Genomic DNA, 21,347 nt, shown 5'->3' with positions numbered 1-21,347 from the left:
ATTCCTCACTATATAAAACACCTATTCACCAACTATTTTTGAGTAATACTCTTCGTCTTTGTACTCAACACTTTATTTCTTCGGGGCTGCTGCTTCCGCCTCCTGAGCCTTTCTAGCTGCAATTTCCTCTGGATTAAGTGGCATTAATGGCTGTAGTTCAAAAGAGGTAGTAATGGGTGCTGGTCCTACCCGAACAATCACTTCTTCTTCGTCTTGTGAGTTATTAGTCGGTTCAGGAGTCAATCTCGCTTGATAATTTTTAACAATTAACAACGGCTGCAAACGCTCAATATTACGCATAATTGATTGCGTTTGTGCAAAAGTTCCCTCAATTTCCACCTTAATACTACTGCGTTTCAATTTGCCATCTACAGTAGGTCCGAGAGAGCCATCAGTAATTGGTTCTGGAGGCTCTGAGTCTGGCTCAAATTTTTGCAGTTTGGCTGTGACTGCATTAGCCGGAACTTCAGCATTACCAGACTCAACTAAACGATTTATATCCAGTAATAGAGTATCTAAGGTGTTTTCATCGGCAAATAAACTTAACACCTGGATGGTTTCTTGCTTTGCTTGGGCTAATTCCGCCTTTACTTGCCCAATTTGTTTAACACTGGCTTGTTTTTGGTCAACTTGACCTTGCAAATCATTAGCTTGTGTTCGTCGCTGCTGATAAGTTTCCCATGCTGGCATGATCATGTTGAGTATCATATATGCTGCTCCCCCAATTCCCAATACACCCAGGAGAATGCCCATTATTTTGGGTGTGAGGGTAATACCAAAAATTACTGGTGCTGATGCTTCTGAACCGAATTCCCCACTTTGTTCATCAAAATTCAAATCTTGACTGACTGTCATTTTGAAATGACTCCTATTTCTTGGATACTGCGAATTCTACTGACTAAACCCACTGCGCCTTTTTGCTCTAATTCCCGCATTAACTCAGAAGCCGGAACATCACTCATAGTTGATTTTATTGTGTACCGCACTACTGGTGGTAGTTTGATTTCCACATCATTTTCATTAGTACCTGGTGGTAGTGGTGCATCTACTAAGGTGGCTGTGGTAATTTTGCTGTCGGACGACTCTAAGAATTTAGACTGTTGCAAAGTCAAGACAAAATCATTGACATCGTTGAAAGAACTAGCAATTCCGGTAATTTCCAATCCTGCAACCAGTTTGGTGGGTTGCTGTCCTCGTCCTGGGGAAGTGGGTTCAATTTGCTGGATGGTTTCAATTTGCACTGCTGCTGGAATGCGATCGCGTAAATCTTGTAACATAGCAGACCAAGGGCGAATTTGATCAAACACTGTCACTAAACCCTGTGTTTCCGCTTTAACTAGTTTTGTCTCCTCCCGAATTTTGTTAATATTACCAATCTCAACTTCTAACTTCTTGTTTTCTTGCTCTAATTGTGCTATCTCCTGCTGTAATTCAGTATTTTTCCCTTGCAAAAACCACCAACCAGCCCCGCAAAAAGCCGGAATACCAATACCAATAACCAGACCCACAAACAGTGGTGTTAAATCTCCCTCCGGCATTTTAAATTCCAGTCTTTTTTTCGCCGTGGTTTCGTAACCAGCGCGGTCTTTCAGAAAATTAACATCTAAACTGTACATTTTGTCACACCTCCCGCATTCCCAGACCAAGTATTATCCCTAACCCACAACGTTCTCCTTTGGGGTACTTTTCCTCATCAACTTGCAAAGACAAAAACCCAATGGGATCAATTTGAGTAGTTGGTAAGCCCAGTCTTTGACTGAAAAACTCATCTAGCTGTTGTAGTCCGCCCCCTGGCCCTGCTAAGAAAATCTCCACCACCTCCAAGTTTTCACTTTGACTGATGTAAAAATGGATAGAACGGCGCAGTTCATCTGTGAGTTCACCCAAAACTCTCAATAAAGCTGCCAGACTAGGATTGATGTCAGTAACTCCAGTCTGCCCACCATCTAGAGGATTTGCGGGAATAACCATTCCTTGTAACAATCCCATATCCCGTGATGTAGGTAAACTCATCGCCCTAGAGATAGCCATTTGCATTTGATAAGTACCAATAGGCACACTGCGCGAAAATTGCGGTACGCCATTAATCAAAATCACTATTTCTGTACTATCGAACTCGATATCAACGACTACAGCCGCTTCTTCCAGCCCGAATTGCCGCAGTTGATCACGAATTGTCCGAATCAGGGCAAAACTGTTAATCTCTAAAATATCGACTTGCAATCCTGCCTGTTCAAAAGTACTAAGATAGGTATCAGTTATTTCCTTGCGGGTAGCTGCTAACAAAACCTGGACTTTTTCAATGCCATCATCATCTACAAAGTAGCCAAGTTTTTGATAATCTACATCAGCTTCTTCACGAGCATAGGGTAAATACAACCCGGCTTCGTGGTTTAATACCATATCCCTTAATTCTTTGTCGTCTAACTCAGCCGGCACATGTATTACACGGACTATAGAATCTCGTCCTGGTACACCAGTAGCCACACGAGAGGTTTTGATTTTACTCTGAGCCAGTGCTTGCTGAATTAATTCCGCCATTGTGGAAATGTCAATAATTTGACCATCGACAATTACACCTGCGGGGACCGGTACTGATGTCAGCGCTGCTAATTTCAAGCCTTGGCGCTGCTTGCGTAGCTGAACTAAATTCACTCGTTCTGGTGTAAGTTCAATACCTACCCCTTTATTAAATTTGCTCAACAGATTATTGAAGCTTTTAACCACAGTTTTCCCCGGTAGACTGCTAAATAGTAAATTTAAATGATACTAAAGAATTTGCTGATGACTAAGTAACTGATTTAGCCTATAATCTCGACAATTTTCCATAATTTTTTCACCCCGATCAAGCGTAATAATACTGCTAAGATGATGCAATTGCGAAAATTCAAACAACTGGCTGCTTGGGCGTTAATTGGCTTATTAACCAGTTGGATGGTAAGTTGTAGCGCTGCCAATGTTGGTAAAAATACACAACAGCCTGCTTCAGCAGAGGCGACTGTTGAGTTTTGGACAATGCAACTCCAACCTCAATTCAACGACTATTTCCAAAGCCTAATTGGGAATTTTGAAACTCAAAATTCCGGTATAAAGGTAAACTGGGTGGATATACCTTGGTCGGCAATGGAGAACAAGATTTTAACAGCTGTTTCAGCAAATACGCCACCTGATGTTGTGAATCTCAACCCAGTTTTTGCTTCCCAACTGGCGGGAAGAAATGCGTGGTTAGACTTGGATACAAAAATCTCAGATGCAGAACGTTCCTCCTATCTACCGAATATCTGGCAAGCTAGCACCCTCAATGGTAAGAGTTTTGGTATTCCCTGGTACCTCACTACACGGTTAACTATTTATAACATTGATTTATTAAAACAGGCAGGTATCACTCAACCACCAGCAACCTACGCAGAATTAGCAGATTTTGCCCAGAAAATTCAAGATAAGACCGGGAAATATGCTTTTTTTGTGACTTTTGCACCGCAAGATTCCGGAGAAGTTTTAGAATCATTTGTGCAAATGGGAGTCACTCTAGTAAATACCGAGGGTAAGGCGGCTTTTAATTCTCCAGAAGGTAAAGCAGCGTTTCAATACTGGGTAGATTTGTATAAAAAAGGGCTACTTCCCAGAGAATCTTTAACCCAAGGACATCGCCATGCAATTGATTTATACCAGTCTGGACAAACGGCTTTTTTGGCTTCTGGGCCTGAGTTTCTCAAGACTATAGCCAATAATGCGCCACAAATTGCCGCAGCTTCAGCCATAGCACCCCAATTGACTGGTGATACTGGTAAAAAAAATGTGGCTGTGATGAATGTCGTTGTCCCCCGCGCCAGCAAACACCCGGACGCTGCGGTCAAGTTTGCTTTATTTCTCACCAATGACGAAAATCAGCTAGCTTTTGCCAAAGCTGCTAATGTGTTACCATCTACAAAGAAGGCACTGGCAGATAGTTACTTTCAAAATGTTCCTGATACGGCTTCCACAGTGGAAAGGGCGAGGGTAATTAGTGCTAAACAATTGCAACAAGCAGAGATTTTAACTCCAACTTTGAAAGATTCTAAACGTCTGCAAAAGGCAATTTATGAAAATTTGCAAGCAGCAATGTTAGAACAAAAGACTGTAGAGCAAGCCTTAGAAGATGCAGCCCAAGAATGGGATAGTCGGTGATGTCTAAGAGGGCGGGCAAGATGCCCACCCCACAATATACTGATTCAGAGACTTTGATATTACGGTGAAATTGTGAAAAAATGCCCGATTAAATAGAGGGAACCACACAAAACAACTTGATTATTTGTTTGATTAAAGGCTGCTTCTAGGGCTGATGATAAGTTTGGATGAGTTTGACAGATGGATAATTCTGGACAAATTTCACGAGCTATTTTGGCTAATTCTAGAGGATTAGCTGAACTATGATCTGGTACCGGGACGAGATATAATTGGTCATGCGATCGCAGTAAAGCTTGAAAAATTTCGGTATGCTCTTTAGTCGCCAGCATTCCCATTACCCAAGTTATATTAGGCGTATCTAAACTATCGACATAATCTCGCAGTACCTGCGCTGCGGCTGGATTATGCGCGCCATCAATTAATAATTTTTGTTGCTTCCAAGTCACCCATTGCATTCGTCCCGGCCATTGCGTTTTACTCATCCCATTCACAATAGCCTCTTGACAAATCACCCAACCTTTGCTTTGGAGAATTTCTAAAGCAGCTAAAGCCACAGCAGAATTTGTTAATTGAATTTGTCCTGCTAATGGCAAAGGATATTGAATGATTTGGGAATTTTCCAGACTTTGATATTCAGCCCATCCGGGAGCGATTTGGGTAGCAGGTTGAGGCGTAATATATAGCGATTGTAATTCTTGAGCGCGCGATAGCGAAGCGCTGCCGCTAAGAGCGGAACGCACAACTTTTTTTGCATCTGGTGGCAAATTCCCCACCACAACCGGACATCCTGGTTTAATAATTCCGGCTTTTTCTCTAGCAATATCAGCCACAGTGGGACCGAGTTGCTGCCAGTGTTCACGGCTAATTGATGTAATGATTGTCACTAATGGCTGGTGACAAACATTAGTCGCATCCAAACGCCCACCCAAACCCACTTCAATGACTGCGACATCGACTTTAGCTTGAGCAAAATACAACCAAGCAGCTGCGGTAATTATTTCAAACTGAGTTGGGTACTCATCATCAGGTTGAATAGCCTCTTGGACTTGTAATATTAATTGGCTAAATTCCTCAGAGGAAATTGGCTGTTTATTGATGCAAATGCGTTCAGTCCAATCAACTAAATGAGGAGAAGTATAACATCCTGTACGATAACCAGCCTCAGTCAATACTGAGGAAATATAAGCACAAACCGAACCTTTACCGTTAGTACCGCCAACGTGAACTACTGGGACTTGGTGGTGAGGGTTTCCCAGATTTGCCAAGAGTTTGATAATGCGCGACAGTCCCAGATGAACGCCGAAATGCTGAAAGGGTTTGAGTAAAGAATTAATATCCACAAACAGATAAGACAGACAAAACAGTTCAGAGAAGGAGTTACAGCGATTTTCAGCTAAATGAACCACATTTTTATGTCGGGCTACGCCCCGCTACGCTAACACGCAGAGGCGCAAAGGCGCACCAGAGGAATTAAGAGTGTGGTCTAAATACATGAAAACTGCTGTAATTAACAGCGAGGGATACCCGAATTTAAAAAAATCGACTGCCCTGAATTAGGGAAACAGCCGATTTTATGGAGAATTTTGCTGAAATTTAGGCTTCTTTGTTTAAAAAGTTTTGCACTTGTCTTAAAGCGGCGGCTCCAATGTTAAAAGCAGCCCAACTAGCAGCAATGGCAATTGGTGCAATAACGACGGCAATACGGTAATCGATATCCATTTTTAGAACCCCTCTTTTAAGCGAAAATTAAAGTTTTATCAATTGCTCTCATGTTTATTTTGAGATAAATTGGTGAATTTTCCCCATCCTATCTGCAAAAAATATGTGAGCTTTGGCTGAGGCTGACTGTAAGCATTACTGCTCACTAAGGAAGGGCAGGATGCCCATCCCACAAAATAGAATAATTTATTGTCTGGTATGACCTGACCAATATATAGTTATATTACAATATTTTGAGCTATTTCTTTGGGTAAAAGCCAAGATCATTTCCTTTTCCGGCATGAACCAAGGCTAAGTTTTTGTAACGCTCTGCGTGTTCGATTAGTTCTGCTGCTTCGTCTTCTGAAATTTGGCGCAATACTTTACCGGGAACACCGACGACTAGAGACAGGGGGGGGATATTTTTAGTGACTACTGCACCAGCACCAATAATGCTACCATGACCTACTCTTACGCCGTCTAAAATAATTGCACCAATGCCAATCAAACAGCCATGTTCAATGTAGGCTGAATGTACCACGGCGCGATGCCCTACGGTGACATGATTTTCTAAAATTGTTGGTAAACCTGGATCACCATGTAAAATGGCCCCATCCTGAATGTTTGTACATTCGCCAATGTCAATGCGTTCCACGTCTCCCCTGACTACTGCACCATACCAAATGCTGGCTCCGGCTTGAATGTTGACCGAACCGATAACCACAGCGTTGGCTGCGATGAAGGCGGCGAGAGAAAAATCGGGAGATGGCCAGTAAGAAGCTGTAGACACGATAGAATATGAATATGGTACCCAGGAACACTGGAGAAACGCTAAACTTTGAGGCTGGTTGCACAACCAGGATATCACGGTTTCATGTCTCTAAACTGAGTCAGATGCTAGTGAAAATTGTTGGCGCTGTAACTCCGTTTCTTTGCTGCAACGAGCAAGCCTCTAAAATAGAGGAGCCGAAGTGTCATATCCAACTCACTGGTGCTGGTGAAGACGAAACTATGTTTGTACGCACTTCATGATGAATCCAGGTTTGCAGTACCCCATATTTGGCTCTGACATTCAGTGTCCCCACTGTCGTCAGACTATTCCGGCGTTGACACTAACAGATACGTATTTGTGTACGCGTCATGGTGCTTTTGAGGCTAATCCTAAAACTGGAGAGTTAGTTCATCTACAGTCGGGTCGTCATTGGCGACGCTGGAATAATGAATGGTATAGACAGCACACCCATCCTGATGGGATTCGCTTTGAAATCCACGAGGCACTGGATAAGCTGTACACTCAAGGTTACCGAGCAACACGGGTAATTATTGCTAAACGTTATCAGGAATTGATGAGTGGTTATTTAGAACGCAGTACTCCTTGGCGTTCTGGACAGCCGGAAGCTACCTCTGCACGATTATACGGCTTACCTGTGGATTTTAGTCCCGATGCTTCGGAAGACCCTTGTTGGGATGTGATTAATTTTGATTTGGAAAAAGAGCCTGGTGTCCCTGTACGCTATCCCTATTTCCGATTATTTGAGTAAAGTCAACAGTTATTGGTCATCTGGTCACGGAAAAAGCATATTGACCAATGACCAATGACCTATGACCAATGACAAATGATTAAATTATGCACCACGCTTCAATTCGGACTGCGAATATTCATCAAGCGATCGCTTTTTATGAACAGTTAGGTTTTACAATTTGTGAACGCTTCACCACAGGCTATACCCTGGCTTGCTGGATGGAGGGATTGTCTGGGAGAATTGAATTAATCCAAATTCCTGAACCAAAACCAGCCCCGGATGCTTTTGGCGATGAGCATTATGTCGGCTATTATCATCTGTCTTTTGATTTAACTGAAATTACATCAGATTTACCTAGCTGGTTGACAAATTTACAATTACGTGTAGATGAGGTAGCAGATTTACCACCCCTGAAAATACTTTTAGCACCGACACAGCAGCAAATAGGCGATCGCATCTGGGAAGTAGCTTTTATTGCTGATACTGATGGCTTACCCCTAGAATTTATTCGCTGTTTGGCATAGAAATTGACACCCCCCTCTCCTTGGTAAGGAGAGGGGCTGGGGGTGAGGTTCTTGATTTATCTGCACCCGTTAATGGAGAATAATTAATGAGTAACTTTTATGAAGGCTACTGATAATAATGACTTGGTTATTTAAAATAAATCACAAAATTTTATACCAATCTTTTCCGGCTGGACTGCAAACAACTTGGCGGATAACTATAGTATGTTTGTTGCTGTGCTTGGGTTTTGTGAGTCATGGTCAGGCGATCGCATCCAACCTCACAGACAACATTCTCAAACAACCAGCAACAGAAATTACAATTAGTTTAGGTAATTCTGCTAACGAACTCAAATTTGAACCCGATCATTTAGAATTTGAGCCTGGTAAACGCTATCTATTGCGCCTGAATAATCCCAGCCAATTAAAGCATTATTTCACGGCCAAAGACTTTGCAGATGCTATCTGGACACAAAAAGTCCAAGCCGGCAAAGTAGAAGTTAAAGGAGCAATTCATGAACTAGAACTTCAGCCCGGTGGTGAAGCAGAATGGGTATTTGTACCCATGAAACCCGGCAGTTACGAATTACACTGTTCCATAGCAGGACATACAGAAGCAGGGATGAAAGGAGAAATTCTCATCAACTGACCATTTCCCTGTTCCCTGAAAACCACAATGATGGTTACTAGATTTGATTATTGAGAAAATCAAAACTGGGGAAACGCGAAAATAAGTTAACTTAAAGATAGTTTGTAATTAAACAAAAATGCTACCACCGTAGCAGTAAAACGCCAGTAATTATTAATTCCCCATGAACATTCTCAGTAACTTGCTCGCTCAAAAAACTCAGCCTCAACCTGCAAAAAAACAACGCCGAGGTATTGAAATTAAATCGCCCCGTGAAATTGAAATCATGCGGGAATCAGGAAAAATTGTGGCGACTGTACTCAAAGAAATTTCTGAGCTTGTCAAACCAGGAATGACTACAGCCGATTTGGATGCTTATGCAGAAAAACGTATCCGCGAAATGGATGCGACACCCAGCTTTAAGGGATATCACGGTTTTAAAGGTTCTATTTGCTCCAGTATTAATAATGAAGTAGTGCATGGCATCCCCAATGCTAAAAAAGTAATTCGTACCGGGGATGTCTTAAAAGTAGATACAGGCGCTTATTATCAAGGTTTTCATGGTGATTCCTGCATTACAATTGCCGTGGGTGATGTTACCCCAGATGCGGCAAAACTGATTCGCGTCGCGGAAGAAGCTCTTTTTAAAGGTATTGAACAAGTCAAAGACGGAACTTATTTACTTGACTTGGCGGGAGCAATCGAAGACCATGTAAAAGCCAATGGTTTCAGTGTAGTTGAAGAATTTACCGGACATGGTGTTGGTCGTAATCTACATGAAGAACCTTCAGTTTTCAACTTCCGCACCCGCGAAATGCCAAATGTCAAACTGCGTGCTGGAATGACTTTAGCAATTGAACCAATTTTGAATGCAGGTTCTAAGCATACCAGAATATTATCTGACAGATGGACAGCTGTAACTGTAGATAATTCACTATCAGCCCAATTTGAGCATACAGTCTTAGTGACACAAACAGGTTACGAGATTTTAACAGACCGCACCAAAGTTTAACAGTTATCAGTTATCAGTTATCAGTCAAGAGAGATAATTGGGTCTATATTTCCAATTAAATCGGCTTAATAACTGTTCACTGATAACTGTTAACTGTTCACTGATAACTGATATTTGAGGTTTTATGACTCAAGCCATAACCAAAGCTAAAGTAGTAACTTATGCAGAGTTTGTCGAGTGGAAACCTGACGGTAGACGCTATGAATTACATGATGGGGTAATTGTTGAAATGCCTCAGCCATTGGGAGAACATGAAGATATTGGCGGATTTTTGACTCTAGAAGTATCTGTTGAGATTAAACGGCTAAATCTTCCCTATACTATCCCTAAACAAGCATTGGTGAAACCACCTGAAAGCGAATCAGCTTATTCACCAGATGTTTTGATTTTGAATCGTGCTAACTTGGGCAATGAAGAGTTATGGAAAAAACAATCAACTGTTACTCAAGGTGCATCAGTTCCATTGGTGATTGAAGTGGTTAGTAGTAATTGGCGAGATGATTACTACAAAAAGTTAGCTGATTATGAGGAAATGGGTATTCCTGAATATTGGGTAGTGGATTATCTAGCTTTAGGAGGAAGAAAATTTATTGGGAACCCCAAACACCCGACCATTTCTGTATATCAACTCATTGATGGTGAATATCAAGTTAGCCAATTTCGGGAAAGCGATCGCATTCAATCCCCAGCCTTCCCAGAGTTAAATTTGACCCCAAACCAAATTTTTCAGGTAGGAAGTGATCATAATTAGTAATCAGCGTATGCCGCAGGATACACTTAATTATAACATATAAAAAAAGCTTGACTACAAATTATTGTAAACTTTGAATAATCATATTAATACTTGCATAATTACTTTTATAACTAGGAAGAATTTCTTGAGCTTCTGGATAAATAGATGTACTTTGAGGAATATTTTCTAATAACTTGATTGCTTGTTCCCATTTGTCTTTTGCTTGCTGTAAAGCCAACACTGACTGAGGTGAACTTTTCACAAAAAAAGCAGCTTCTGTTGCTAATTTTTGGGCTGTTTGCAAATCTTCTGTTGCTTTCTGTTCACTGAGAACTTTTTCATAAATAGCAATACGGTTCCGGCGATAACGAACCAATTTACCAGTTGCTTGAGTATAAACAGATGTTCCTTCAGGAATACTAGCTAATAAATCGATTGCTTGCTGCCATTTGGTTTCTGCTTGTTGCCATACTATCACAGGATAGGGCGGATTTTTCACCAGCGCGGAAGCTTCTAGACCCAGTTTGAGAGCAGATTTAAATTTAGCAACTGCGGTTTCTTCCCGATTAGAACTGAATAAAACTTGCTGAATATCTGGAATTTTTGGCTTAATTATCCATCCACTAAAAATTAAGACTAATAAACTTGAAGCTATAATCACAATAGGATGAAATATTTTTGGGAATCTAAACCTTGGTATTACCTTTACTTGATGATTAATAACTGGTTTTGTCTGAGTTTGTGGGGGAAAATAGTTGAGAAATTCCTCGGCTTTTTGCGTTAAAGTGTTAATGTCGTAAATTAAAGTATCAACGGTTTCCTGGAATATTTGATATTCCAGGATAATTTCGGTTAATTCTTGAAATTTACCATCACTAGATACAATTAATTCTTGGTCATCATCCAACCATTCTAAGGTCAAGCCGGATTGACCACATAAACATGATACACCTGTAATAATTGTTAAGAAGTCAGGACTGTTATTAATACTATCAAAAATAGCATTTAATTTTTCTTTTAGCTCCACAGCATCTTTGTGAGTATTCCTGAGTTGCTCGACTTGTTTCTGTAAAATCTGAAGGTTGGTAAATGCTAAGTTAATTTTTAATTTTTCACTAACTTTTTGAAATTCAGCAAATAAGTTTACCTGGTGATGATGATAATTTAGTTGACTGACTAATTGAGATTCATTTAAAATATCTGTGGATATAACCCGAAGAAATTCACCCCATTCTATCCAATAACCAATTTTTGATTGTAAGTCATTAATTGAGATTTCTGTATTTGGGTTGCCGAATTTCGCGGTGATATATTTGCTTTTAGCATTATTCTCTGTTTCTAACACAAAACTATCATCTAGAAACAGACTTGCTATTGTACCAAGACGAGGCAGAGTATGAGTTGATAAATTCGTCAGTTTGGTTAATTGGAGTTCTTGATTAATGATTGTTTGCAGGTGAAGTAGTTGAACATGAATATTATTTATCAGCACAAGTTGTGGCGTAATTTCGTCGGAATTACCAACATTTAACTTCAGACTCAGAACAAGTGGCGGGAGTTCATTAACAATTTTTTCGAGGTTAGCCATAAATATCCCTTGGGTATTTGTCGAAAGTTTATGCGAAACAATTAAAATAACTATGCAGCGACTTGATGATTTGAGTAAAAATCTCACACCGCCGAAAAAAGTTCTTTCTCGTGATTGATTGACAAATTTCAGGATCTATATAATACATTATTCCCGGAAAATAGATGAAAGTAACAATTTTCGGGAAAAATTTCAGCAACCGACAAACTAGCCCATCAACTGACTTATGAATAAAATTGATTTAGCTTTTACCCCAGCAGTAGAATTGGCGGACTTAATTCGTCGTCGGGAAGTGTCGCCGTTGGAGTTGGTGGATTTATATTTAGAAAGGATTTCCCAATTTAACCCCCAATTAGGAAGTTACTTTACGGTGACAGCAGAATTGGCGATCGCAGATGCTAAAGTCAAAACTGAAACCCTAGCAACTACCTCAGAACTACCGCCATTTTTCGGTGTGCCGATTTCCATTAAAGACCTAAATCCTGTCGCGGGCATACCGTGTACTTACGGTAATCCCGCATTATTACAAAATATTCCTAACTACGACGATGGAGTAGTAACTCGGATTAAACAAGCTGGATTTATTATTCTCGGTAAAACAGCCACCTCAGAGTTAGGTTCATTTCCTTACACAGAACCTACGGGATTTACCCCAGCCAGAAACCCCTGGAATTTAGAATACACTCCCGGCGGTTCCAGTGGTGGCGCAGCAGCAGCCGTAGCCGCCGGATTATGTGCTGTAGCTCAAGGTTCCGATGGTGGCGGTTCAGTGCGGGGACCTGCGGCTTGCTGTGGTTTGGTAGGTATCAAACCATCACGGGGTAGAGTGACTAATGCACCGGTAGGAAATCAATTGGCGGGAATTGCTACCAATGGACCGATTGGGCGGACTGTGGCTGATGCAGCTGCCCTTTTAGATGTCATGTCTGGCTACGTCACGGGTGATCCTTGCTGGTTACCCAACCCAGAACCCTCATTTCTCGCCGCTACCACAGAAAAACTCGGTAATTTGCGAATTGCCTTTAGTACAAATATTCCGCCCTTGGGAGAAGCTGACGCAAATTGTCAACAAGGGGTACTGCAAACAGTCAAATTATTAGCCGAAATGGGTAACACAATCGCCGAGAAATGCCCTGATTTCAGTGCTTTAATAGAACCGTTTCAAATCGTTTGGCAAGGTGGGGTAGCGGCTGCGGGAATCCCCATTGAGGCGTTACAGCCAGTGAATCGTTTGCTGTTCTCACGCACAGGTTCTGTGGGTGAATATCTCCGCGCCGTTTCCCAAATGCAGATAGTAGCTAGGCAAATTGTGGCGTTTTTCGATACCGTAGATGTACTGGTATTGCCAGTTTATTTGCATTCACCTATCCGTGTGGGAGAATGGGCTGATTTGAGTCCAGAAGAGACATTCCAGAAAATTGTCCACTGGGTAGCACCTTGTCCAGCCTCTAATGCTACCGGACAACCTGCGATCGCACTTCCGGTAGGATTTGATAGTAATGGTTTACCTATGAGTGTACAGCTAATTGGTAAGCCGGCGGCGGAAGCGACTTTAATTAGTCTGGCGGCGCAATTAGAAGCCGCAAATCCTTGGATTCAACATCGTCCGGATTTTGCCACATCAGCTTAATTATGCAGGCAACTTTAGCACAACTCTCACAAATTATCGTGTTTGCAGGTTTAGAAATTGCAGACAAGGTAAAATTGCAGCCTTACACTCAGGTGCAAGGATATCAGTAGCTGCTATATAAAACCTAGACAAAACTAGACTTTACTTTCTACTTCAACGGGAGCATGGGAGCAGTTATCCCTCAGTAGACTTTCACGCCTTAGCCAGACGCGATTGTGTTCCAATTAAGTTTCTGAAAAAGACTACCACCATCATTGCTTGGTTTTCGCGTCGGCAATAGTCTCAATTCAATACTTGATATCACCGTATTATATATCAAGTAGTTGATTTTTTCCTAAAATATATATTGATTTTTGTCAATATAAGTATAGTTTTGTCTATGAAATTGTCAACTTAGGACTTGCTCAATTCAAATTACCAAAACAGTAACCACAGGCAAAGAAACCATTTTAAGGGGACTAACTGCTGGGGAAATTTTCGCCTACTGTTTTTCAAAAATGTAAGTATGTTAATTGAAATAGCTATTGGTGCTGTTGCATTAACAACACCTGTGAGTAATTGTATTTTCTACAAAAGTTTGAATCAGGTATTTATAGAGCGAAAAAGTTTACGTGTTCAGCAAATTATCGAGGAACCACTAAAAAATATTCTCCGTGTGGATATTCAAGACAAGCAATTTAAATATGGTAAACGTTATCGGGCTGTGATTGTGCTGCAATCTTGCGATGAGATACCCATTAATCCAGAATATACTGATGAAAAAAGCGTCCGTTATGCTGTGTTTAGGATAAATTCTTTTTTGGGTTATCTCTAGTGAGGACTTACAACATATTTTATCTGAGTAGGTACGCAAGGGCGGGCAGGATGCCCACCCCACAAGATTAATATTAAACTTTCTTTAACCAGCTAAACATGGCGCGTAAGTCTTTACCGACTTCTTCAATGGGGTGTTCGGCTTCTTGACGGCGCATGGCGGTAAATCCTGGTTTACCAGATTGATTTTCTAAGACGAATTCCCGCGCAAATTGTCCAGATTGAATTTCGCTGAGAATCTTCTTCATTTCAGCTTTGGTGTTGGCGTTGACAACGCGAGGGCCACGGGTGTAGTCGCCATACTCGGCTGTGTTTGAAATGCTATCACGCATTTCGGCTAGTCCGCCTTCTACTACTAAGTCAACAATCAATTTAACTTCGTGAAGACATTCAAAGTAAGCCAATTCTGGTTGATAACCTGCTTCGACTAAGGTTTCAAAGCCGGCTTTAATTAAGGCGCTTAAACCACCACACAATACTGCTTGTTCACCAAACAAATCGGTTTCGGTTTCTTCGCGGAATGTGGTTTCGAGTATACCGGCGCGTGTTCCACCAATACCTCTAGCATATGCCATGGCGCGATCGCGTGCCTGACCACTAGCATCTTGATAAACTGCAAACAGGGCTGGTACGCCTTGTCCTTGTTCATAAGTCCGGCGCACCAAATGTCCGGGGCCTTTGGGTGCTACCATTACCACGTCTACGTTAGCAGGTGGTACGACTTGGCTAAAGTGAATATTAAAGCCGTGGGCGAAGGCGACAACGTTTCCTGCTTCGAGGTTTGGTTCAATTTCTTCTTTGTAAACTGTCTTTTGGACTTCATCAGGTAACAAAATCATGATGAAATCAGCAGCTTTCGCAGCATCGGCGACAGGTTTCACAGTTAAACCAGCTGCTTCGGCTTTTGCTGCTGACTTACTACCCGGATATAGTCCTACAATCACGTTCAAACCACTATCTTTTAGATTAAGGGCGTGAGCATGACCTTGGGAACCATAGCCAATAATGGCAATCGTTTTTCCAGCCAAAAGGTCTAAATTGGCATCTTCGTCATAATACATCCGGGCCATATGCATCTCCTGTCAGCAGCATTGTCTTTAATTAGCAGCTTTCGATTGTACCTTAAATCAGTGGACAGTGAACAGTGAACAGTTATCATACCAATTGAGTCAGGAACTTAAACCCAATTATGTTTCTTAACTGATAACTGATAACTGATAACTGATAACTGGTCAAGAAGTGGCTTGATTTATTTTTTGCACTTGTGCATCTGATAGTTTGACATTTACAGCAGTCACTGTGTCTTCGATGCTGGAAACTTTGCTAGCGCCAGGAATGGGCAGAATACAGGGGGATTTGGAACTTAACCATGCTAAGACGATACAGTATAATGATACGTTTTTTTCTTGGGCTATTTGGGCGATCGCCTGAATATCTGGCAAGTTTCCATGACGACGCATTCCCCCAAAGGGACTCCAAGGCAAAAAGGTGATGTTTTCCTGTTCACAATATTGCAGCACGCCATCGGTTTCTGGCTGTCTGTGCCAAGGACTGTATTGATTCTGCACAGAGACAATATCCACTACATCCCGCGCTTGTTTAATTTGTTCGACAGAAAAGTTAGAAACTCCCACAAATCGAATCAAACCTGCTTCTACTGCTTCTTTAGCTGGTGTCAGGGATGCTTCTATGGTATAGTTAGGATCTGGAGAATGGTATTGCCACAAATCAATGGGTTTGTCTCCTCCGAAAATCTCAAAACTTTCCCGAATTGTTTGACGCAAATGTTCTGGGTTGCCGTTACGTCCCCAACTACCATCGGGACGCATCAAACCGCCTTTGGTAGCAACAATTACTTGGCTGATATCACCTTGGTAACTTGTCAGTGCTTGGTGAATGAGTCGCTCGTTGTGGTGTTTGTCTGATTCATCTTTGCAGTAAGAGTCAGCAGTATCAATAAATGTAATGCCTAAATCTAAGGCGCGATGTATGACGGCGATTGATTGGGATTCCGGCGGGCGATCGTATATTGACATGGGCATTCCACCTAGGCCGATTGCACTCACGTATACACCTGTGTTTCCTAGTTGTTTGGTTTCCATGCTTCTAGTTTTAGTTTGCAGTACCATTACTTAATTTATTGACTGCTCTGGGATTTTTGGCAATTCATCTCTGGAGGGGTTTATTGAACAGAAAACTATTTAAAGAATATAATTATGCATTGAATCGCTTTAAAGCCAAGTATCTACAGGACTTACGCAAAATATCTCTCAAACCCTCTTTCCTTCTCCCAAGGGGAGACGCTAACGCGAACGTGTTCTTCGTTCCTTCTCCCTTGGCGCTAGCCTCTCCCTTTGGGAGAAGGGGAGACGCTAACGCGAACGTGGTTCATTCTTTCCTAATCTACGAGGATTCACCAGACATCACATAATGAGTTTGCAGTTTGTACTAATTAACACGAAACAATGAGGCTGATGAATGCCAAGATCAAAAGGAGAAAGCCAAGAGTATTGAAAATAATATGCCAGAACTACGCGAATCCATCGCTCAACACTACCATGAACGGACTAAATACGATCCTGAGACTTTAGCCTCTAAATCTCAGGGGTTAGACTGGGCTAAACAGCCAGTACCGTTTAAAGAGTACAAAATTGGGACAACTTTTGACCTCAAACCCTATATCCAAGACACATCAGAGACATTTGCTCATAACCCAGATGCTCAATGGTGGCAAAGACTTTCACGTTTATTATTCCGCAGTTACGGACTAACGGCAAGAATGCCTTCAATGGGGAGTGCGGTATATTTACGAGCAGCACCCAGTGCGGGGGGGTTATATCCGGCGGAAGTGTATCTAGTTTCCCGTGGTACGCCGTTATTACCACCGGGATTATATAATTACCAATGTCGGACTCATTCCCTGATGCACTATTGGGAAAGTGATGTTTGGCAAAGTTTGCAAGAAGCTTGTTTTTGGCATCCAGCCATTGAAAATACCCAATTGGCAATTGTCATAACTGGGGTTTTTTATCGTTCAGCATGGCGATATGAAGATAGAGCCTATCGTCGCATATTTTTAGATACGGGGCATCTGCTGGGCAATATTGAGCTAGCTGGGGCGATGAATGACTATCGCCCACACTTGATTGGTGGTTTTGTGGATGAAGCTATCAATGATTTACTTTATATAGATTCGCAACAAGAAGGTGCGATCGCTGTCCTGCCTCTGGCAGACTTATTAGATATCCAACAAAATTTACCCCTCGGATGTACAGCCTTACCTTCAGCCTGCGAAACTAATTATCCGCCAATTCCCGATGGTGAACTGCTGAAATATTTTCATTGTCGCACCCAAATTGAAGCAGGTGTCACTGGTAAGCTGAATTTACCAAGGGTGAAGCCAGAGAAATTTGTGGAGGATAAATACAATTTTCCTTTCTGTCTGAAAATCCCCACGGCTACCACGCCGATTTCCTGGGGAGCAAAACTGTCAGATTTGGAAAATACCATGTATAAGCGCCGTTCTACCCGCGCCTACAGTGGTGATGATTTAAGCTTCGATGAACTCAAAAGCTTACTGGATTTCACCTATCAACCACAAAATTATCTCGACCAGGGTTTAGATACTTGTCCAGACTACTTTGACCTGAATTTAATTGAAACATTTATTGCTGTGAGTGGGGTGAAAGGTCTGGAATCTGGCTGTTATTATTACGCACCCAAAGCCCAAGAATTACGACAAATTCGCTTTAAAAACTTTCGGCGTGAGTTACACTTTCTCTGCTTGGGGCAAGATTTAGGGCGAGATGCAGCTGCCGTGCTGTTTCATACGGCTGATCTTAAATCAGCGATCGCACAATATGGCGATCGCGTTTACCGTTATTTACACATGGATGCTGGACATTTAGGACAACGGTTGAATTTAGCCGCAACTAACCTGAGTTTAGGTGTCAGTGGGATCGGTGGCTTCTTTGACGACCAAGTAAATGAGATTTTAGGCATTCCGGCTGATGAAGCTGTGATATATGTAACCACTCTGGGAAGACCAAGGTAATCAGTTAACAGTTAACAGTTATCAGTTATCAGTTAACTGTTAACTGAGTTAAAATTTTAGTTTATAGAAGGAACGGAAAGGCAATTTTCTAACTGAGACATCAGAGTTTCACGATCTAAATTTTGACCAATTAGCACTAACTGCGTTTTCGGTGTATCTTGCCATTGATCATCATCTAAAGTAAAACGTTTACCACACAGGTGGAAAATATGACGATTGGGACTTTCCTCAAACCAAAGAATTCCTTTAGCCCGGAAAATATTTGCGGGTAATTCATTATCTAAGAAATACTGAAATTTTCTGATTGAAAAAGGCTGGTTACTTTGGAAAGATATGGAAGTAAAACCATCATTTTCTAAATGGTGGGAATGCTCATGATGGTGGTGTTCATGATCATGATCGTGTTCGCATTTTGAGTGATCATGATCGTGGTGTTCATGGTCGTGATTATGTTTATCAACTTCGTCAAAATACTTGTCTGATGCAAACAAACCCACGCTGAGAATTAAAGGTAGTGGAACTTGCGATCGCTCGCTACGGATAATTCTAGCACCTTCTTTGATTTCATTGATTTTTCGTTCCAAATCATTCAAAGCCGCTTCATCAACCAAATCTGCTTTGTTGAGGATAATGATATCACCATAGGCGATTTGACTATATGCCGCCTGAGAGTTAAATAAATCCAGGCTGTAGTTAGCTGCATCTACTACAGTGATAATGGAATCGAGTCGGGTTAAATCTCTTAATTCTGTACCGAGAAAGGTTAAAGCCACTGGTAACGGGTCAGCCAAACCCGTGGTTTCTACCACCAAATAATCGAGATTTTCTTGGCGTTCTAAAACTTTGTAAACTGCATCGACTAAATCATTATTAATAGTGCAGCAAATACAACCGTTGCTCAGAGCTACCATGTTCTCCTCTGTGGAGACAATTAGCTCATTATCAATGCCAATTTCTCCAAATTCATTCACTAATACCGCAGTTTTTAAACCTTGTTGATTAGTGAGGATATGATTCAATAAAGTTGTTTTGCCACTACCAAGAAAACCAGTAATAATTGTAACTGGCATTCCTTGCTTGGGTGCATCCATTGCTGTAGATTCGGAAGTAACTACTGATTGCATAGCGCTGTTATGAAGTATCAAAAAGTCAGAAAATATGAATGTAATTCGTAATTCGTAATTACGATACCATCAGGGGTTCATTTTTCGGGAAGGGATGGTTTATTTCTGCCTGGCCGTACTAGCATAGGGATAATGGACTATAATTTTATCTATTTTCCCCTATTATTACCTATCTCCAGATTTCATAATTATTCTGTTATGACCAATACTTGCTGCTACAAGCCCCCTGATTTGTCTGTGGAATCAATCGAAACTACATCGCTGCGCTGCATACCCTTGGCTAACCCCAGTCTAAAATTGTTAAGCCCCTTAATCTAAAATCTAAAATCTAAAATCGTATGACCCTAACTCTTTACAATACTCTCACCCGTCGTCAAGAAGCATTCGCCACAGTGGAACCAGGTAAGGTTAAAATGTACTACTGCGGTGTGACGGTGTATGATTACTGCCATTTGGGTCATGCCAGAGCTTGTATAGTGTGGGATGTAGTGCGTCGATACCTCCAGTTTATCGGTTATGAGGTGCGTTATATCCAAAATTTTACCGATATTGATGACAAAATTCTCAAGCGTTCGCGCGAAGAACACTCATCGATGGAAGCTGTGGCGGAACGTTATATCAACGCCTATTTTGAGGATATGGGACGGTTGGGAATTAAACCAGCTGATGAATATCCCCGTGCGACTCATACCATGAATGGCATTCAGCGCTTAATTCATGAGTTGGAAAATAAAGGTTTTGCTTACCCTGCTGACGGTGATGTTTACTATGCAGTCCGGCAGTTTAATGAATATGGTAAGCTTTCTGGGCGCAAACTGGAAGATATGCAAGCCGGAGCGAGCGAGCGCGTACAAGTAGAAGATCCAGAATATCAGAAAAAGAAAGACCCTTTTGATTTTGCCCTGTGGAAAGCCGCGAAACCAGGAGAACCCGCTTGGGAATCATCTTGGGGCGCAGGTCGTCCGGGATGGCATATTGAATGCTCGGCAATGGTGCGCGATCGCCTGGGTGATACCATAGACATTCACGCTGGTGGTGCTGACTTAATTTTCCCCCACCATGAAAACGAAATTGCCCAATCAGAAGCAGTCACAGGTAAACCCCTAGCGACTTACTGGCTACATAACGGCATGGTCAAAGTTGATGGTGAAAAAATGTCCAAATCCTTGGGCAATTTTACCACCATTCGCGACTTGCTAGATAGAGGCGTTGAGCCAATGGCAGTGCGGTTATTTGTGCTGATGGCGCAATATAGGAAACCTATAGATTTTACCGACGATGCGATCGCAGCTGCAACGAATGGCTGGCATACCCTCAAAGAAGGTTTACTTTTTGGCTATGAATATGGGGGAGTGGGGAGTGGGGAAAAGCTAACTTCGGAAATTCACATTCAGCGTTTCCAAGAAGCTGTAAATGATGACTTTAATTTTCCCGGTGGTTTAGCAGTCTTGTTTGAACTAGCCAAGGAACTGCGCCGCCAAGGAAATATAATTGTGCATCAAGGAAAAACCGAAACATCTCCAGAAGAGTTACAAAAACAATGGCAAACCCTGGTTATTTTAGCAGAAGTCTTCGGTTTAGTCGCCCAACCAGAAGCGGAAAATGCTATAATAGAGGGTTTAAGTGATGCCGAAATTGAGAACTTGATTCAACAACGACAAGCCGCCCGAAAATCCAAGAATTTTGCCGAAAGCGATCGCATTCGTGACCAATTACAAGCAGAAGGTATTACATTAATTGATAGCCGTGATGGTACTCGCTGGCATCGTTAGTGAAGGGAGTGGGGAGTGTGGGGAGTAAAGAATTTTGGATTTTGGATTTGCGATTTTAGATTGCAGTCTAATCCAAAATTTAAAATCTAAAATCTAAAATTG

Annotated in this window: 21 protein-coding genes; 11 read left to right on the top strand and 10 right to left on the bottom strand. The window is 41.7% G+C overall.

What is annotated here, in order from left to right; all coding sequences use genetic code 11:
- Window positions 1-72: 72 nt before the first annotated feature.
- Genes NSP_RS08870 through pilM form a run of 3 tightly spaced genes read right to left on the bottom strand, consistent with a single transcriptional unit; the run spans window position 73 to window position 2,727 of the window.
- Window positions 73-855 (bottom strand): hypothetical protein, encoded by a 783-nt coding sequence (locus NSP_RS08870; RefSeq protein ID WP_006195342.1) that lies wholly within the window; start codon window positions 853-855, stop codon window positions 73-75.
- The gene (locus NSP_RS08865; protein ID WP_006195341.1) at window positions 852-1,616 is read right to left on the bottom strand and encodes a PilN domain-containing protein; all 765 of its coding nucleotides are present in this window, start codon (window positions 1,614-1,616) and stop codon (window positions 852-854) included. Before NSP_RS08865 ends, NSP_RS08870 begins: the two co-directional genes overlap by 4 nt.
- A gap of 4 nt (window positions 1,617-1,620) precedes the next feature.
- A complete protein-coding gene (gene pilM / locus NSP_RS08860) occupies window positions 1,621-2,727 on the bottom strand; it encodes a type IV pilus assembly protein PilM (protein WP_006195340.1) in 1,107 nt (368 codons plus the stop codon).
- Between the two features lie 141 nt (window positions 2,728-2,868).
- Here pilM and NSP_RS08855 point away from each other — a divergent pair, with 141 nt between their 5' ends.
- Window positions 2,869-4,167 (top strand): ABC transporter substrate-binding protein, encoded by a 1,299-nt coding sequence (locus NSP_RS08855; RefSeq protein WP_042201886.1) that lies wholly within the window; start codon window positions 2,869-2,871, stop codon window positions 4,165-4,167.
- Window positions 4,168-4,226: 59 nt separating this feature from the next.
- Here the strand turns inward: NSP_RS08855 and NSP_RS08850 are convergent, their stop codons facing one another.
- The 3 genes from NSP_RS08850 to NSP_RS08840 all read right to left on the bottom strand — a co-directional run bounded on the left by NSP_RS08850 (window position 4,227) and on the right by NSP_RS08840 (window position 6,655).
- Window positions 4,227-5,507, bottom strand: a complete 1,281-nt coding sequence (locus NSP_RS08850; RefSeq protein WP_017803995.1) for a bifunctional folylpolyglutamate synthase/dihydrofolate synthase — start codon at window positions 5,505-5,507, stop codon at window positions 4,227-4,229.
- A 253-nt stretch (window positions 5,508-5,760) separates the two neighbouring features.
- Window positions 5,761-5,886 (bottom strand): photosystem II protein Y, encoded by a 126-nt coding sequence (locus tag NSP_RS08845; protein WP_006195336.1) that lies wholly within the window; start codon window positions 5,884-5,886, stop codon window positions 5,761-5,763.
- A gap of 238 nt (window positions 5,887-6,124) precedes the next feature.
- Window positions 6,125-6,655 carry a gamma carbonic anhydrase family protein gene (locus NSP_RS08840; RefSeq protein WP_006195334.1) on the bottom strand — a complete coding sequence of 177 codons (531 nt, stop codon included), beginning with the start codon at window positions 6,653-6,655 and terminating at the stop codon, window positions 6,125-6,127.
- 241 nt (window positions 6,656-6,896) lie between these two features.
- Here NSP_RS08840 and NSP_RS08830 point away from each other — a divergent pair, with 241 nt between their 5' ends.
- From NSP_RS08830 to NSP_RS08810, 5 genes are all read left to right on the top strand, one after another.
- Complete coding sequence (locus NSP_RS08830; RefSeq protein ID WP_006195332.1) at window positions 6,897-7,406, top strand: TIGR02652 family protein; 510 nt, start codon at window positions 6,897-6,899, stop codon at window positions 7,404-7,406.
- A gap of 86 nt (window positions 7,407-7,492) precedes the next feature.
- Window positions 7,493-7,912, top strand: a complete 420-nt coding sequence (locus NSP_RS08825; RefSeq protein ID WP_006195331.1) for a VOC family protein — start codon at window positions 7,493-7,495, stop codon at window positions 7,910-7,912.
- A gap of 118 nt (window positions 7,913-8,030) precedes the next feature.
- On the top strand, window positions 8,031-8,540 hold the full coding sequence (locus NSP_RS08820; protein ID WP_006195330.1) for a plastocyanin/azurin family copper-binding protein: 510 nt from the start codon (window positions 8,031-8,033) through the stop codon (window positions 8,538-8,540).
- A 163-nt stretch (window positions 8,541-8,703) separates the two neighbouring features.
- Window positions 8,704-9,531, top strand: coding sequence for a type I methionyl aminopeptidase (gene map, locus NSP_RS08815; RefSeq protein WP_006195329.1), 828 nt, complete (start codon window positions 8,704-8,706; stop codon window positions 9,529-9,531).
- Window positions 9,532-9,655: 124 nt separating this feature from the next.
- Complete coding sequence (locus NSP_RS08810; RefSeq protein WP_006195328.1) at window positions 9,656-10,282, top strand: Uma2 family endonuclease; 627 nt, start codon at window positions 9,656-9,658, stop codon at window positions 10,280-10,282.
- 61 nt (window positions 10,283-10,343) lie between these two features.
- On the opposite strand, the gene NSP_RS08805 is transcribed toward NSP_RS08810, so the two are convergent.
- A complete protein-coding gene (locus NSP_RS08805) occupies window positions 10,344-11,852 on the bottom strand; it encodes a hypothetical protein (RefSeq protein ID WP_006195327.1) in 1,509 nt (502 codons plus the stop codon).
- Window positions 11,853-12,078: 226 nt separating this feature from the next.
- Between NSP_RS08805 and NSP_RS08800 the strand changes: the two genes are divergently transcribed.
- The 3 genes from NSP_RS08800 to NSP_RS08790 all read left to right on the top strand — a co-directional run bounded on the left by NSP_RS08800 (window position 12,079) and on the right by NSP_RS08790 (window position 14,296).
- Window positions 12,079-13,482: an amidase gene (locus NSP_RS08800; RefSeq protein WP_006195324.1), complete on the top strand. Its 1,404-nt coding sequence runs from the start codon at window positions 12,079-12,081 to the stop codon at window positions 13,480-13,482.
- Window positions 13,483-13,484: 2 nt separating this feature from the next.
- Window positions 13,485-13,592 (top strand): hypothetical protein, encoded by a 108-nt coding sequence (locus tag NSP_RS08795; RefSeq protein WP_006195323.1) that lies wholly within the window; start codon window positions 13,485-13,487, stop codon window positions 13,590-13,592.
- Window positions 13,593-13,987: 395 nt separating this feature from the next.
- Window positions 13,988-14,296, top strand: coding sequence for a hypothetical protein (locus NSP_RS08790; RefSeq protein WP_006195322.1), 309 nt, complete (start codon window positions 13,988-13,990; stop codon window positions 14,294-14,296).
- A 73-nt stretch (window positions 14,297-14,369) separates the two neighbouring features.
- Here NSP_RS08790 and ilvC read toward each other — a convergent pair whose 3' ends face one another.
- Both ilvC and NSP_RS08780 read right to left on the bottom strand, forming a co-directional pair.
- A complete protein-coding gene (gene ilvC, locus NSP_RS08785) occupies window positions 14,370-15,365 on the bottom strand; it encodes a ketol-acid reductoisomerase (RefSeq protein WP_006195321.1) in 996 nt (331 codons plus the stop codon).
- A 162-nt stretch (window positions 15,366-15,527) separates the two neighbouring features.
- The gene (locus NSP_RS08780; RefSeq protein WP_042201890.1) at window positions 15,528-16,397 is read right to left on the bottom strand and encodes an aldo/keto reductase; all 870 of its coding nucleotides are present in this window, start codon (window positions 16,395-16,397) and stop codon (window positions 15,528-15,530) included.
- A gap of 419 nt (window positions 16,398-16,816) precedes the next feature.
- Here NSP_RS08780 and NSP_RS08770 point away from each other — a divergent pair, with 419 nt between their 5' ends.
- Window positions 16,817-18,349 carry a SagB/ThcOx family dehydrogenase gene (locus NSP_RS08770; protein WP_006195319.1) on the top strand — a complete coding sequence of 511 codons (1,533 nt, stop codon included), beginning with the start codon at window positions 16,817-16,819 and terminating at the stop codon, window positions 18,347-18,349.
- A 56-nt stretch (window positions 18,350-18,405) separates the two neighbouring features.
- Here the strand turns inward: NSP_RS08770 and NSP_RS08765 are convergent, their stop codons facing one another.
- Window positions 18,406-19,473 carry a CobW family GTP-binding protein gene (locus NSP_RS08765; protein ID WP_006195318.1) on the bottom strand — a complete coding sequence of 356 codons (1,068 nt, stop codon included), beginning with the start codon at window positions 19,471-19,473 and terminating at the stop codon, window positions 18,406-18,408.
- 338 nt (window positions 19,474-19,811) lie between these two features.
- Between NSP_RS08765 and cysS the strand changes: the two genes are divergently transcribed.
- Window positions 19,812-21,245, top strand: a complete 1,434-nt coding sequence (gene cysS / locus NSP_RS08760) for a cysteine--tRNA ligase (RefSeq protein ID WP_006195317.1) — start codon at window positions 19,812-19,814, stop codon at window positions 21,243-21,245.
- Window positions 21,246-21,347: the final 102 nt, after the last annotated feature.

Origin of the sequence: Nodularia spumigena CCY9414 (assembly GCF_000340565.2) — a bacterium.
In the GTDB taxonomy this organism is placed as follows: domain Bacteria; phylum Cyanobacteriota; class Cyanobacteriia; order Cyanobacteriales; family Nostocaceae; genus Nodularia; species Nodularia spumigena.
This window is presented reverse-complemented; position numbering and strand designations above follow the sequence as displayed.